Annotated in this window: 14 protein-coding genes; 6 read left to right on the top strand and 8 right to left on the bottom strand. The window is 53.0% G+C overall.

What is annotated here, in order from left to right:
* Nucleotides 1-57 precede the first annotated feature (57 nt).
* The 5 genes from CI601_RS07420 to CI601_RS07400 all read left to right on the top strand — a co-directional run bounded on the left by CI601_RS07420 (nt 58) and on the right by CI601_RS07400 (nt 4,777).
* Nucleotides 58-1,155, top strand: coding sequence for an NAD(P)-dependent alcohol dehydrogenase (locus tag CI601_RS07420; protein ID WP_121914922.1), 1,098 nt, complete (start codon nt 58-60; stop codon nt 1,153-1,155).
* Nucleotides 1,152-2,156 carry a zinc-dependent alcohol dehydrogenase family protein gene (locus tag CI601_RS07415; protein ID WP_121914921.1) on the top strand — a complete coding sequence of 335 codons (1,005 nt, stop codon included), beginning with the start codon at nt 1,152-1,154 and terminating at the stop codon, nt 2,154-2,156. Before CI601_RS07420 ends, CI601_RS07415 begins: the two co-directional genes overlap by 4 nt.
* 73 nt (nt 2,157-2,229) lie before the next feature.
* The gene (locus CI601_RS07410; RefSeq protein ID WP_395948014.1) at nt 2,230-2,616 is read left to right on the top strand and encodes a VOC family protein; all 387 of its coding nucleotides are present in this window, start codon (nt 2,230-2,232) and stop codon (nt 2,614-2,616) included.
* 272 nt (nt 2,617-2,888) lie between these two features.
* Nucleotides 2,889-3,782, top strand: a complete 894-nt coding sequence (locus CI601_RS07405) for a 3-hydroxyacyl-CoA dehydrogenase (protein WP_121914919.1) — start codon at nt 2,889-2,891, stop codon at nt 3,780-3,782.
* 101 nt (nt 3,783-3,883) lie between these two features.
* Nucleotides 3,884-4,777 (top strand): 3-hydroxyacyl-CoA dehydrogenase, encoded by an 894-nt coding sequence (locus tag CI601_RS07400; protein ID WP_121914918.1) that lies wholly within the window; start codon nt 3,884-3,886, stop codon nt 4,775-4,777.
* A 224-nt stretch (nt 4,778-5,001) separates the two neighbouring features.
* Here the strand turns inward: CI601_RS07400 and CI601_RS07395 are convergent, their stop codons facing one another.
* From CI601_RS07395 to CI601_RS07375, 5 genes are all read right to left on the bottom strand, one after another.
* Nucleotides 5,002-5,712 carry a hypothetical protein gene (locus tag CI601_RS07395; protein ID WP_121914917.1) on the bottom strand — a complete coding sequence of 237 codons (711 nt, stop codon included), beginning with the start codon at nt 5,710-5,712 and terminating at the stop codon, nt 5,002-5,004.
* A gap of 9 nt (nt 5,713-5,721) precedes the next feature.
* Nucleotides 5,722-6,867, bottom strand: a complete 1,146-nt coding sequence (locus CI601_RS07390; RefSeq protein ID WP_045925008.1) for an SPFH domain-containing protein — start codon at nt 6,865-6,867, stop codon at nt 5,722-5,724.
* 61 nt (nt 6,868-6,928) lie between these two features.
* Nucleotides 6,929-7,342 (bottom strand): hypothetical protein, encoded by a 414-nt coding sequence (locus CI601_RS07385; protein ID WP_024627044.1) that lies wholly within the window; start codon nt 7,340-7,342, stop codon nt 6,929-6,931.
* Between the two features lie 44 nt (nt 7,343-7,386).
* Nucleotides 7,387-7,968 carry a zinc ribbon domain-containing protein gene (locus CI601_RS07380; RefSeq protein ID WP_121914916.1) on the bottom strand — a complete coding sequence of 194 codons (582 nt, stop codon included), beginning with the start codon at nt 7,966-7,968 and terminating at the stop codon, nt 7,387-7,389.
* Nucleotides 7,969-7,974: 6 nt separating this feature from the next.
* Nucleotides 7,975-8,655 (bottom strand): hypothetical protein, encoded by a 681-nt coding sequence (locus tag CI601_RS07375; RefSeq protein WP_024627046.1) that lies wholly within the window; start codon nt 8,653-8,655, stop codon nt 7,975-7,977.
* A gap of 450 nt (nt 8,656-9,105) precedes the next feature.
* On the opposite strand from CI601_RS07375, the gene CI601_RS07370 reads away from it, so the two are divergent.
* Entirely contained in the window at nt 9,106-10,764 is a 1,659-nt protein-coding gene (locus tag CI601_RS07370) for an MFS transporter (protein WP_121914915.1), read from the top strand.
* A gap of 333 nt (nt 10,765-11,097) precedes the next feature.
* Here the strand turns inward: CI601_RS07370 and CI601_RS07365 are convergent, their stop codons facing one another.
* The 3 genes from CI601_RS07365 to CI601_RS07355 are packed head-to-tail and all read right to left on the bottom strand — an operon-like array spanning nt 11,098 to nt 15,013.
* A complete protein-coding gene (locus tag CI601_RS07365) occupies nt 11,098-13,212 on the bottom strand; it encodes a TIM-barrel domain-containing protein (protein ID WP_121914914.1) in 2,115 nt (704 codons plus the stop codon).
* A gap of 38 nt (nt 13,213-13,250) precedes the next feature.
* On the bottom strand, nt 13,251-14,063 hold the full coding sequence (locus CI601_RS07360) for a carbohydrate ABC transporter permease (RefSeq protein WP_121914913.1): 813 nt from the start codon (nt 14,061-14,063) through the stop codon (nt 13,251-13,253).
* Complete coding sequence (locus CI601_RS07355; protein ID WP_259465353.1) at nt 14,063-15,013, bottom strand: carbohydrate ABC transporter permease; 951 nt, start codon at nt 15,011-15,013, stop codon at nt 14,063-14,065. Before CI601_RS07355 ends, CI601_RS07360 begins: the two co-directional genes overlap by 1 nt.
* Nucleotides 15,014-15,105: the final 92 nt, after the last annotated feature.

Genomic DNA, 15,105 nt, shown 5'->3' with positions numbered 1-15,105 from the left:
GTTGTCAATGACGATATAAATCCAACCCCCTTTTTAGCCCGGTTAAAGGAGCAGCAAATGAAAGCGGTCGTTTTAGAGAAACAAGGCATCATCAAGGTGCGGGATGTCCCCGATCCACCCGCACCCGGATCTGGCGAATTGCTCATAGCTCCTCATACCGTTGGTATATGCGGCTCGGACCTGCACTACTACTTACACGGCAGAGTGGGCAAGTACGTGGTGCAAAAACCGATGATCATCGGACATGAGGCCTCAGGGACTGTTCTTGAAGTCGGACCCGGGGTCAAAGGGTTCAAGGTCGGCGATAAGGTGGCGATGGAACCCGGAATCCCTGATATGAATTCCAAAGCCTCCAAGCTGGGACTATACAATATTGACCCCTCTGTCCGTTTCTTTGCAACTCCGCCCGTTGATGGCTGCCTCTGCGAAAAAATTGTTCACCCCGCAGCCTTCACCTACAAGTTGCCAGAGAATATGTCCTACGCGGAAGGAGCCCTCTTAGAGCCCCTTTCAGTAGGAATGTGGTCTGCTACCAAGGCCAGGATAAAACCAGGCGACACCGGAGCAGTGAGTGGAGCAGGAACCATTGGACTGATGACGGCGGCTTCGGCTATGGCCGGGGGATGCGCACGCGTCCTAGTGTCCGACTCATCCCGCGTTAAATTGAACCTAGCTGCCCAAATCCCTGGAGTCATTCCTGTGGACATCAACCAAGACAGCCTTCTGGACCGAGTCATGGATGAGACAGACGGATGGGGAGCAGACCGTGTCTTCGAAGCATCTGGAAACCTCAATGCCTATCAGGAGCTCTGGAAACTGGGAGCGCCGGGCAACACTACCGTTATCGTCGGCATCCCAGCCGAAGGAATCGTCCCTATGGATATTACCGAGGTCCAGGCCAGGGAGACCCGTATAGAGAACGTCTTTAGGTATGCCAATGTTTATCAGAAGTCCATTGATCTAGTTTCAGCAGGAAAAATTAACCTGACGCCCTTCATCTCCCGAACCTACAGAATGGATCAGGCCCAGGAGGCTTTCGACAGGGCAGCCCAGGGGCACCAGGAGGATGTCAAAATCCAGATAGAGCTACCCGATTTCAAGGAAGCTGCCGACAACGCACAACCCGGAGCACAGGAACCTGGGGATGAGTCATGAAAGCACTTGTTCTAAAAAACCCACAAGAACTGGACCTGGAGGATGTGCCCACGCCCCACATTGGCAGCGGAGAAGTCCTAATCCGCACTGCTTATGCGGGTATTTGCGGCACCGACCGTGATCTGTATCTGGGTCTTCCTGGTTCAGCTAAAGCTGATCCGCCCATCATTCTAGGGCATGAGAATTCAGGCCGAATTGAGTACGTCGGAGACCAAGTAACCGGGCTAGCTGTTGGGGATGAAGTGGCCGTGGATCCCAACATCTACTGCCACCAGTGCAATTACTGCCGAAGTGGAAAACCCGGGCTTTGCAGTAACTTATCAGCCATCGGTGTAACCCGGAACGGGGGAATGGCGGAATACTTCTCGGCTCCTACTGAGGTGGTCTACAAAGTACCCGATGACGTCGGGCTGCGAGAAGCATCCCTGATGGAACCGATCTCCTGTGCGGTCCACGGTGTAAATCTCATGGAATTACGACCCAGCCAGAAGGCACTAGTTATCGGAGACGGATTCATGGGACAGCTCTTCGCCCAGATTCTTCAATGCTATGGCCTGGTCCAGGTGGATCTAGCTGGCATCAGTGCTGAAAAACTGGCCTTGGGCGGACGTTTGAGCAACATCCACGCCACGTACAAGACTGACTGCGAGACTCTGCCTGTTGAGGCCTACGATCTGGTCGTGGAGGCCGTTGGCCTTCCAGCCACACAGGCCCAGGCTATCCAAGCTTGCAGGCGCGGCGCCCAGGTCCTCATGTTCGGGGTGGGCGCTCCCGATGCCCACTTCACAATGAACACGTATGATATTTACCAGAAAGAACTGACTATAAAAGGATCCTTCATCAATCCCCTCTCCTGCATGGATGCCATCAGTCTCCTAAGATCCGAGCGGTTGAATATAAGTGACCTAATTAGTCACGAACTGAAACTGGAACAAGTTCCTGAGCTCATGGAAGGCAAGATTGGTGAAATAACCAAGGCATTGGTCACGTTCCCGAATTGACAAGAACTTCTGAAACGGCCCTAACATGCTATCAAGCACCTACCTTGAAGGAGGAGGCATCACTATGCAAACCATGTCGGCTTTCACCACTGACTTTCAGCACTCGGGCATGATCGCCCGCGATCTGGACGAGACCATCGACTTCTACACCAACAAACTCGGGTTCGAGCTGGTCGGCATCTACCCCAACGGAGAGAACCGTTGCGCCTTTTTGCGTCTGGGCCATCTAACCATCGAGACCTGGGAGGGCGAGCCTGCGCCCATGCGCACCGGAGCCATCAACCACTGGGCTCTGGACGCACCAGATATCGATGCCGCTTACGAGCATGCCTTGGAGATGGGATTGAAGATCAGAGAGGACTCCATCCAGTCCATTCCCACCTTCTGGCAGCGCGGAATCCGCTACTTCAACGTCATCGGCCCCAACCAGGAGACCATCGAGTTCTGCCAGATTCTCTGAATGCCATCTGCGCAGGCGAATCGTGCGTGTAGCAAGCGCGCGGTTCGCTGCCCGGATGTTGCGCCAAGCTCGGGCAGGACCGCTCCATATGGGCAATGCCATGTGAGCAATGCAACATATTTATCTACAACCGGCAAGGAACTGAGCTCACCCCAATTTCCCTAGAAAATAGCCATTTTTGGCACAAAACTCCTTCCTATCAGGCCTGTGTCTCTCCACTAGAATGAGCATTGCGTCCAATGCGGGGCGCCCGATAATGAAAGAAGTTTCTCATGACGAACATTGAGAATGTTACGGTGGCCGGCGGTGGGGTGCTTGGTAGCCAGATCGCCTTCCAATCAGCATTCAAGGGCAAGAAAGTCACGGTCTACGACATCAACGATGAGGCCATTGCAGCGGCTGAGCAGCGGATCAAGAACCGTCGCGACCTCTACAAGCGGGACATCAATGCCACCGACGAGCAGTTCGACGCTGGGCTGAACAATCTGAGCTACAGCGCGGACCTGGCTGACGCCGTCAAGAATGCCGACCTGGTCATCGAAGCCGTCCCCGAGAAGCCCTCCATCAAGCACAACTTCTACCAGAGCTTGGCCAAGGTAGCCCCCGAGAAGACCATCTTCGCCAGTAACTCCTCCACCTACGTGCCCAGCACCTATGCTGCCGACACCGGTCGTCCGACTAAGTTCCTCTGCCTTCACTTCGCCAATCACGTATGGCGCATGAACACCGCCGAAATCATGGGTTCCGACCAAACCGACCCCGACATCTTCAACGAGATTGTGGACTATGCCAAGGAAATCGGCATGGTTCCCATCCCTCTCCATAAGGAGCAGCCCGGGTACATCCTCAACAGCCTGCTGGTTCCCTTCCTGGAGGATGCCGGTTACCTCTGGGGCAACGACATAGCAGACCCCGAAACCATCGACAAGACTTGGATGATCGGCACTGGCTCGCCAGTTGGCCCCTTCGGCGCCTACGACGCGGTCGGCCTGCGGACCATCTACAACATCATTGAGGAACAGAAAGGCGACGACCCCGGCTTCAAGCCCTTCCTGGAGAAGGTCCGGAAGATGCTTGACGAGGGCAAGACCGGCAGTGACGCAGGCCACGGATTCTACGACTATCCGAACCCGCGTTACAAGGATGAGGACTTCCTCAAGGCCTGATCGTCTGTCTGTCGAATCTGTGAGCCAGGCCCCGTTCAAGACCTGGCTCTACTATGGAAGAGCGTATCCGAGGATGGATACCACGAATGAAAGAGGTTTCTATGACGAACATTCATAATGTTACGGTTGCCGGCGGCGGGGTGCTTGGCAGCCAGATCGCCTATCAATCAGCCTTCAAAGGCAAGAAAGTGACGATCTACGACATCAACGACCAGGCTGTGGCGGCAGCAGAGGAGCGCGTCAAGAACCTGCGGGATTCCTACAAGCACGATATCAACGCCACTGATGAGCAGTTCGACGCAGGCCTGAACAACATGTCGTACAGCTCGGACATGGCCGAGGCCGTCAAGAACGCTGACCTGGTCATCGAAGCCGTCCCCGAGAAGCCTTCCATCAAGCACGACTTCTACCAGAGCCTGGCCAAACTGGCGCCCAAGGACACCATCTTCACCAGCAACTCGTCCACCTACGTGCCCAGCACCTTCGCACCCGACACGGGCAGGCCGGACAAGTTCCTGAACATGCACTTCGCCAACCAGGTCTGGCTGAACAACACCGCAGAGATCATGGGCTCCGAGCAGACCGACCCCAAGGTCTTCAACGAGATCGTGGACTATGCCAAGGAAATCGGCATGGTTCCCATCGTCCTGAAGAAGGAGCAGCCAGGATACGTCCTGAACACCCTTCTCATCCCCCTGCTCAACGCAGCCGCCCACCTCTGGGGCCACGACATTGCAGATCCGGAGACCGTGGACAAGACCTGGATGATCGGCACGGGCGCCCCCATGGGACCCTTTGCCATCTTTGACGTTGTGGGGCTGCGGACCGCCTTCAACATCACCAAGGAGCAGCAGGGCGACAACCCTGACTTCAAGCCCTTCATGGATAAGATCCAGAAGATGATGGACGAGGGCAAGACCGGCAAGGACTCTGGACAAGGCTTCTACACCTATCCAAACCCCGCCTTTGCTGATCCTGACTTCCTGAAGGCCTGATAGGAGCTAGGTTCTTCCTAAGAACAAAGAACCCGACCGTCCTGCAGGTTCACCCATTATGGCGTGTCCCTGAAGACGGTCGGGTTCTCTTCGCTTTTTAAGCCATGACAGCTGTTCCCGCTATGCACAATTATGCACACTGCATAATCCGGGGTCACGATTCCGCTAACAGGCATCTCGGAGCCTCACGAAATTGTATGAGACGCTTCGTGTGACGAGAATTATCAGCGCACTCTGTTGAGCGTGTCTCGAATATGTTGAAGAGTAGGAAGATCTACACTGCCCTTAGCCGTAGCTTCTTGAATTTCATTGATGGCCCGGGAATAGAAGAGGCCAGTCGCCGCGTCGGGCACCAGAGGCAGGGATTCGACCTTACGCTGAATTTGACTGCTGATATCAGTCGCCTCCTTGTCATTCGGGTCCAAACACGAATCAAGGAAGAGCACCTGAGATTTCAGCTGTGCACGATTGGCGACCTTCTCATCCCTCATGACCTGCTGACGAACCGTATGTACGTTGGCAGTAATATTGCCGACCCACAAGGAAATGACCACGATGGTGAGCAAAACTTCGACCAGAAGGGGGACAAAGAATCCACTGGGCAATATGTGCCTCAAGGTGAGGTTCCCGGACCACCAGGGGGCATTCCAAGCTGAAAAGTAGAAAATCGCGATAATACCCTGAATCAGATAACCAACAGCCGGAAACACCACATTCTCAGCTATCAGCCGGTAATAAAGATTTTCGTTCCTCAATGCAGCATCTTCATCGCTACGCGACTGAGCCACCCAGCACAGAATAGTGAACAGCAACAGGAAGAGCATCACTATCCACTGAGCGGGAGGGGCAAAGCCATAGGTACCAATTTCGGCCATGAAAGCCGCACAACCTATGAGCGTCAGGACCGTTGCAAAAATCGAAACTAGATACTTCATTCAAGTCACCTACATTTCCTTGAGTATGTCGGCCTTTTTAGCCTCATACTCCTCTTGGGAAATAAGCTCTTTTGACAGCATTTCCTTCAGTCTGCTCAACCGCTCTACAGGGTCGACGGAGGCCGGTTGAGGAGCTGCTTGTGCCTGTCCCATCGTCTGATTGACCATGTTGGGAATGACCTGACCCATGCCGGCTCCCATGGTCAATCCCATACCCGCCCCTAGGAGAGCTCCACCGTCAGAGCCAGGATTGGACGCGGCACCATTCATGGCATTCAAAACCTGAGCCTGCTGATAGTTGGTGCCATAAGTCTCATACGCAGACTGCTGGCCCTGCGCATATGCCGCTTCGCCTTGCCCCTGGGCCATACGCCCATAGAACTGCTCGCGGTTCTTGGATACCAGCTCCTGGGCTTCCTGTCTGGCTTCATTGTCGACAATGTCAATTGCGGAAATGCTGAAGTTCAGTACTTTCATGCCGTATTCAGCAGCAATAGGCGCGATTTCATCCTCTATTGTCTTGGCATAGGTTACAGCATTGGCAGGCACCGAGATTAGGGGCCCCTCCCACTTGGTCAGCTCAGTGGTCAAGATAGAAACGATGTGGCCAAGGAACTGGTTGCGGAAGTAGTCGGTAATCGACTCCTGATCGGTCAGGTCATAGTTATTGCCGATCAATTGAGTAAGAAAAATGCCACAGTCGTCAACTTTGATGCGATAAGCGCCTCTTGCCCTCACCTCAGTTTCGACGCCAATCCCTTGGAACTGGTCACCAAGAGCCTTGTCGTAGACCTTGATAGGTGTCTGTGTGCCCCACTTGATTTCCCTACTGGTCGCTGTACGAACAAAATAGACCAGCGAATGGAACGAAGAGACTCCGCCGGACAGACTGTTCCTCAAACGGGATATAAAAGGATAATTGGCACTAGTCAGGGTATAACTACCTGGATCGAAAATTTGCTCGATCGTACCCTGATAGACGAAGATGGCCTTTTCTCCAGGACCTACCACCAATGTGGTCCCGTTGTTGAAGTCTTCTTCGGGGTTTTTGAATATGAGTGTGTCGTTATCTGAACGGTTCTTGATGACGTCGACAAAGTGCTTCTCACCGCCTGCAAAAGCGGCTTCATTGGAGTTGCGCTTGAATACAGCCATCTGTACACCCCTTTTTCTTATGCACTGTTCAACCCGTATCCATTACCTGGTCAAGCAGCAATCAGTCGTCATACTCGTCCCATAGACTCACAAGACCATGGGCAGAATTCAAGAAGGACTCTGAGCCTTCATAACTGTTTGACTTCAGTTCCAGCTTTTTCCCGGTTCGCATGCTGATGACGCACCCAAAGTCATCCACTCGAATATCGACTATGTTCTTGAACCGATACACGTCAAAGAAAGTGCGACCAGGAGGCGTTGCGTCTCCAGCCCTATCAGGCTGAAGTTCGAACATGGCGGAGTATATTTTTTTATTTCCGAACATCCAGACCGTGATCATCATATGACCGTTCATTTGCTGGATGTAGGAAACCGGTTCCACCCTGCCCACTTCATCCTCGTCGAAAATGCCGCAGATCTCCATAGCCGTATCCTTACGCCTATCTATGGCAACGCTGTAGTCTTCGAAACTCACTCCTATTCACACCTTTCCCGAATCACAAAATTCAGCATCGATCGTCACTTCATCAACAGTTCATTCATCTCTTGGCTGTCGGAATCAGTCAGTCCTCCTTGCTTGGCCGCTTCCATCACCTCCTTGGATGATTGTGAATACCTGATGTAGCGCTGCTCAAAAAGTCGTTTGATCAATATTGCTTTTGCACACAGATACTGGGGATGTGGATTCATCTCAATCGCAGAATCCAGAGTCGCCATTATTGACTCCGCCTCTTTGAGCTTTATCTTGAACGGTTTTTGAGACTTGAACCTGCTTAATGCAATATGGAAAAGAACATCGGAATCGTTGGAACCATTTTCTACAGCCTTTTCCAAGTTCTCAGTAGCTTCTTGGTACTGGCCCCTATCAAAAAGGACATACCCCAATGAAGCCAGCACTTTCGGATCATTGGGCGAATCCTTCAGCACCTCCTGGTACTTATCGAGGAATCGTGCCGAGTCCTTGTAAGTGGCTCGACGAACCTGTTTAAAGTTCAATGAGGTTAGAACAACAGGTCTTCCACAATAAGGACATTGCTTACTCGAAGCCGAAAGTGGTGCCCCGCAGCCGGGGCACACGATCTCCGAATCAACAGAAGGCATGATGCATCAACGACGCCGCATCGATCTGCTCATGTCAGCCATGCCTTTCTGAATAGCCTGCGTCTGCGCGGCCTGTGCGGCCAAAGCACGCCGAGACTGTTCAGCCTGAGCCTCCATGTTCTTCTGCATCTGTCGCTGCTGCTGTTCAAAGCCACGGGCATTATCATCAAGGCTCTTGAGAAACAGATCATCAATCTTCTTGAAAAGACCAGTAGAAGGCGAATGCAGTGTTTCACCGTGCCCAATGGAGTCGACAAAACCGTCGAAGAACCCATTCCACTCAGCAAGGAGATCGGCTGATTTGTTTGCATCAATTGATTTGAAAACGAAGTGGCAAATTATGCCAGCGATGACCATTATGAGACCAAGAACTCGAAGATTCTCATTCACAAGGAACAAAAGGCCCAGCACAATCAATGCAATCTTGACAAGCAGGAAGATAAGATGTTGTGTTTTCAGTTTCTTCTCTTCTGCTTCAATTGCAGAACGCTTATCGGGAAGTTGCTGGTTGAAGGAGGTATTGAGCTTAGTCAGTTGCTGCGAAAAGTCATCAGGTAAAATTCTGTCCGGCCCTTCCAAATTAGCCGTACGAATCATATTGAGCTGATTTTTGGCATTGCCGTAAGCAACATTGACATCATCACTGTGATCAAAAGCGAGAGCGGCAATATTTTCTTTGTAACCCATTCTTCAGTCTCCTTGATTTGGGTAAGCATCAGGGAGGAGAATGCATGAATTATGGATTAGCTTATGGCCTACCCCCCCCCCGCGATACGGGGCAGGGCATTAAACAAACTTTTAGCGAAAGCAGACATCATTACCCCTTTCGTTCCCCTGCGATGTTCTTGACAAGCTGAATATACCACTACGTACACGACAACAGCCAAAAAAGTTCTGAACTGCGACCACCAGAAACAAGTTACGACGGCCTCATCTTCGTACCTGTCCTCATTTAGTTGATCAGCAATACTAACTACCAGGTTCAGTAGCGCAGTTGCAACCTTCCACCGTGAAGAAAACTGCGTGGTAAGCTGTGTATTTATGGCATTTTTGTGAAAACCGCTAAAGGAAGAGGCAAACAGGGAAATCACAAGGGCGGGAGAAACGAACAACGGCCTAATGGCCGGAGAAGGAACAATGGCAGAGGACGATAAAATTTCGGCTGCAGCTAGCGGCCAGCACGAGCAGAAACAGCGAGATCGACAGGCAGCCAAGCAACTGAAGAAGCAGCAGGCCGCGGCAAAGCGTAAGGCCCGTAAGCAAAATCCCAAACCCCATCGGGGCTGGAGCGAACGCCTGCATCTGACCGACATCAACGTGGTGGATAGGTCCACCCTCAAGCGGGCCATCGCCGGCACCGTGGTCGGCAACTTCATGGAATGGTACGACGTGGGGGTCTACGGCTACCTGGCAGTGACGATCGGCCGTGTCTTCCTGTCCGACGCATCCGATGCCGTGCAACGACTCTTCTCCTTGGGTGTCTTCGCTGTCACCTTCATCGCTCGGCCCTTGGGCGGCGTGGTCCTGGGCCAGCTGGGCGACAAGGTCGGCCGCCAGCGTATTCTGGCCTTTACCCTGCTGAGTATGTCCGCAGCCACCCTGCTGATCGGTCTTCTGCCCAGTTATGCAGCTGTCGGTCCCCTGGCACCTATTCTTCTTATCCTGCTCAAGCTGATCCAGGGCTTTTCCACCGGCGGCGAATACGCGGGCGCCTCGACCATGGTCACTGAATACTCGCCGGACAGGCACCGCGGCTTCTTCGCCTCCCTGCTGGACGTGGGATCCTACCTGGGCTACGCCTTCGGAGCAGCTTTGGTCTCTTTGCTTGAGTTCTCCATCTCCCCGCAGGCCATGCTGGCCTGGGGCTGGCGCATCCCCTTCATCATTGCCCTGCCGCTGGCCGCCATCGCAGTCTACTTCCGGGCCAAGGTCCAGGACACCCCTGCCTTCCGTCAGGCCCAGGATGCCAGCGACGAGAAGACCAAGAGCCAGCACAAGAGCCTGCTGGATCTGATCCGGGGCTATTGGCGGGAACTACTCATGGCCTTCATCCTGGTAGCAGCGGCCAACACCCTGAGCTACACGCTGACCGCCTACATGCCCACCTACCTGTCGGGCACTCTGCACTACAACACGGCCCAGGCCAACCTGCTCTCCCTGCCGGTTTTGCTCCTAGTGGCCTGCTGCATCCCCATCACCGGGGCTCTTTCCGACCGCTTTGGCCGCAAGAAGGTCTTGTTCATGGGAGCCATCACCGGACTATGCCTGTCTCTGCCGGCCTTCCGACTGTTGGAGCACGAGACCACGGGTGCCGTCTTCGGTGGACTGGTTCTGCTGGCCATCCCGGTCATCTTCTTCGTGGCCAACCTAGCCTCCACCCTGCCAGCCCTCTTCCCCACCGCTTCCCGTTACGGCGGCATGGGACTGTCATACAACCTGGCCGTGGCCGTCTTCGGCGGAACCGCGCCTGTCATCATGGAGGGACTGGTGACCGCGACCGGCAAGTCCCTGGCACCCGCCTATTGGATCATGTTCACCTCAACTTGCGGTCTGATCACCGTGCTCTTCCTGGCGGAGACCGCCCGGCGCCCCATGCCCGGCACCCTGCCCACCGTGCTCAACCGGCAGGAGGCACGCGACCTGGTGGCCACACAAGACCATAACCCCGACCTGGACGTGAAGACCATCATCAAGGATGCCGAAGAGAGCGGCGTGCGCAAGACACCGAAAAAGCTGGTTGCCGAGACTCGCAAACTTCTGGGCATTCCCCGCTCTGGAGCCAAAAACAAGAAGTAGCTACCGCATTCAAGGCGGAGGAACGTCTACTAGCTCAGGTTGTGGGAGTTGAGTCCAAATTGAAGACAGGATGCTATCTTCTCTTCCGATAATCGGGATGAAGATAAGGGTTTTGCATCGCCAGCATCTGGAGAAGGCGCCGAGCGCAGCATTCGGCTGGTGGGCAAGGAATGGTTTCCCATTGTGGCCCACCAGCCGATTTTATCCGCGAATTTGATCTCACCAATCATAGATATAAATACCCATTACCACTGTTTTCAGCAAAATCGATGTTGAGGAGCACAGCTTTTGCCGGCTCTTTCTGCTCTTCAGACAAGAACGGAAAGTCTTCATCTAGACCAGACCTAGGAGTCCATGGTCTTTCCCGTCACGCGCGAATACTGGGATAACATCAATCGGAGCCTGAACCTGTACCTCTTGGCCACCTCTTAATTCCTCACCCGTGTGCAGGTTACGCCAACGAAGACCCTCATCACCAGGCAACCAGACTTTCCTCGCCCTGGCACCTGCTTCGACGACGGGAGCCACCAGCAGATCGGGACCAAACATGTATTCGTCCGATATATCCGCCGCCATCCTGTCTCCAGGGAATTCGAAGAACAGCCCCCGAACCAAAGGAAGACCGCATTCATGCGCCTCCCGGAAGAGACTTCGAGTATAGGGTCTCATCACCTCCCTGGCCTTAATGAACTTGCGGAAGACCTGCTCAACCTGCGGTCCATAGCTCCAAGGTTCATTGTCGGCACCTGATGGCGAACGACGGCATCCACCAGCAGTTTTCACGCTCTCCTTGCCATCTGCAGAATGAAGGCTACGATCACCGTGGTTGCGCATCACAGGCAGGAAACATGAGAAGGCACACCATCTGGAAAGGAGCTCACGGAAGTCCTCCGTATCGACAATACCGTCATGGAAACCACCCATATCCGTGGTAAACCAAGGAATGCCAGCCATTCCCATATGTATGGCACAGGTGATCTGCGAGCGCATATCTTCAAAAGTAGAACCGACATCACCTGACCAGACCAGTGATCCGTACCGTTGCGAACCCGCCCAGGCGCATCTGGTCAGATTGACGATCTGTCCCTTGGCGCCCTCAGCTACTTGTCCATCGTAGAAGCCCTTGTTATACAGCTGAGGATATATGTTGCCTACATTCAGATCACTACCGAGACTGTACCGGTAATTGCGGAAGTCGTATACTCCATACTCTGGTTCTGCCTCATCCAGCCAGAAAGCACGAACTCCTTTATCCCAGTAATTCTTCTTGCAGAGGTTCCAAACGAATTCCCGAGCACCAGGGTTGGTCGCATCATAATTGACGCTAGGCTCTTCGAACATCATGTCCAAGTCCAAACCTGCCTCGGTGCTGGTGAGGTAATTCCGCTTCTTCATTTCAACGAAATTCTCGGAGGTGATCGAGACCTGCGGCCATATGGACACCATGAGTTTGATGCCTAGTTGATCCAGCTCCCTGACCATGGCTGCCGGATCCGGCCAGAACTCATCCTCAAACCTGTAGTCACCCATGTGGGGCCAATGAAAGAAGTCGACCACAAGGAGATCCAAGGGTATATCTCTTTCCTTAAAACCATGCGCGACCTTTATTACCTGATCCTGATTCCAATACCGCAGCTTGCTCTGCCAAAATCCCAGACCCCATTCAGGCATAACAGGGGCATGACCGGTGGCATCCGCATACTGTGACTCGATCTGCGCGTAGTCGTCACCAGCGGTGATCCAGTAATCAATCTGATCACTAGAGCGCGCCTCCCATTCTGTTCTGTTCTTTCCAAAGACGGCCCTTCCGATGGCCGGATTGTGCCAGAGGAAACCATACCCGGCAGAAGAAACAACAAAGGGCACGCTGGCCTGAGAATTGCGATGAGCGAGCTCGAAAGTACACCCTTTTATGTCCAAGATATTCTGCTGATATTCCCCCATACCGTACAGGTGCTCATCCTGCGACGAAATGAACGAAACTTTCAGACCATAACTCCCGCCAGCTATTGGTTCATACTGTCTGGCTTTGAGCATCAGAGACCCGCCTGCTGGGGCCTCGCGCAACAGGCATCGCCCCTTGTCGTCCCAGAAACTCAGTTCGCACCTGAACACCTCATAGCCAACGCTTCCAACATGATGATGAGATGACCGTGCCTTCACAATGATGGAGCCATTGGTCAGTGTCGCTTCTCCCTTATTCTGGTCAAGACTTATACTGCAGGACTCGTCAGATGTCTTCTCAATTTTGTGTTGATAATCTATCGTGCGTTGATTCGCCTCAACCACCTTGTCTTTGGGCAGCAGAGCCCAATCATGAGGATTAAAGGCATCATTTCGAGTGGCTCTTACCCGAACGCTGTTCCGTCCCCAGGCTTCAATACGTATCGTCTCTCCGTCCCCGGTCCAGACCAAGTAATCCTGTCCAATTTGAAAATCCTCGTACACCTTGTCTCCTTTGTGCCATCCGTCATGGTTGCGCAAACTCAGTCTTTAACAGCTCCTGCCGTAACCCCTGCCGCTACGTATTTCTGGGCAAAGACCAGCAATATCGTCGCCGGAATCGATGAGAGAACAGCAGTCGCCATCATCGGTCCCCACTCCTGTGTCTGAGCCCCGATATAGGCATATAGACCCAAGGTTATCGGTCGCCTGCTGCCTCCACCATCCAGAGTACTGGCAAAGAGGAAGTCCGACCATGCCCACAAAAAGGCGAACAGGCTGACAGTAACAATGGAATTGCGTGACAGTGGGATGACGATGCTAATGAACCGCCTCATCTTTGTCGCGCCATCAACTTCTGCTGCCTCCAAGAGGGATATGGGAATGCTCTCCATGAATGAAGTCAGGAGCATAACCGCGAACGGAACGGCAATTGTTGAATCCGCAAGCACCAGCCCGGGAATCGTATCAAGCAGGCCGATCTTGTTATAGATCTCATAGAACCCCAGTGTTACAACAACAGCGGGAATCATTTGTGCAACAATCAACAGAAAACTGATCACTCTTGAGCCTCGTACACGCAATAGCGATAGGGCATATGCCGAGGGCAAGGCTATGAGCAAGGTCAAAATCACACAGCACAGGGCCAGGATGATCGAGGTGGCCAGATTAGGCAGCTGGATATCAAGCACTCTGGCGTAATTATCCAGAGTGAAATCCTTCGGAAACAGGTCACCGGATCTGATGGACCCCTTTGCGGTGAAAGAAATATTGACCATCCAGTAAACGGGGAACAGCATAATAGCCGTGAAGAATATTCCCAGCGCAGTTTTGAGACCAGAATGTCTGTGCATCATCAGTTCTCCTCCTGAGACTTCTGCACCCATAGGTAGATGAAACCGAACACCAGGGCGACCAGTATCAGGATGCTGCCCAACACCGCCGCCTGCGAATACTTGATCGTGGCAGAAGTTCCCTTGCCGAAGGCCATGGAGTACGCCCACGTCGCCAGAGTTTTAGAGCTTCCTGTGCCCATGCTCATCACCCAGATCACGTCTACAACCTTCAAGGTGTATACGAAGCCGAGCAGCAGAGTGATGGATGTGACCGGCCGCAACAGCGGAAACGTGATATTCCAGAATCGGTTCCAAGCATTGCAACCGTCCAAGGCGGCAGCCTCATAAAGATCGGCGCTGATATTCTGCAGTCCCGAATAAAGAATGACCAAGTTAAAGGGAATGCCAAGCCAGATATTGGCAATGGTTACCGCCCACAGCGAATGATCTGCTTGCAGCCACCAAATTGGAGCAATACCGAATAAGGCGAGAAATTTGTTGAGAATTCCGCTATCCGGATTCATCATCCATTGCCATGTGGTCCCTGAAACGATCAAAGGCAAGAGCCAGGGGATAAGCATGATGCCACGTAAAAGTCCCGACAATTTAAAGTTATCGTTGAAAAATACCGCAAGAGCCAAACCGATAACATATTGGAAGACCAGCGAAACCACCACAAAGATCAAAGTCTGCAGAACCACAGGCCAGAATTCAGATGAAGTGATCACCTCACGATAAATATCCAGCCCAGCGAACGGAGCATCGCCGGTAACGAAAGTGCGTCGAGTATAACGATGCAGGCTCATCGATATGTTCTGGATGAGTGGCGCTGCATAGAAAATTAATAGGTAGACAATCAAAGGCAGCACGAATCCGATCGCCGCTATCCGCCCGTCTAATCTGCGAAGTATGCCACTACGACGATTCGTTCGTCTTGACAGCTCGCTCATTTCACTCGATTCGTGTTCCATGGAGTCCCGTCCCTTTCACACACGTCTTCAATATCCAATCCACAGCGGTACGGGAGTCAATCAGACCTCCGATACCGCCGAGGATGTTTGCT

The sequence above is a fragment of the Bifidobacterium sp. wkB344 genome, assembly GCF_003688305.1.
GTDB lineage: Bacteria > Actinomycetota > Actinomycetes > Actinomycetales > Bifidobacteriaceae > Bombiscardovia > Bombiscardovia mizhiensis.
The sequence above is the reverse complement of the archived record's forward strand: the minus strand, read 5'-3'. Positions and strand labels throughout refer to the sequence as shown.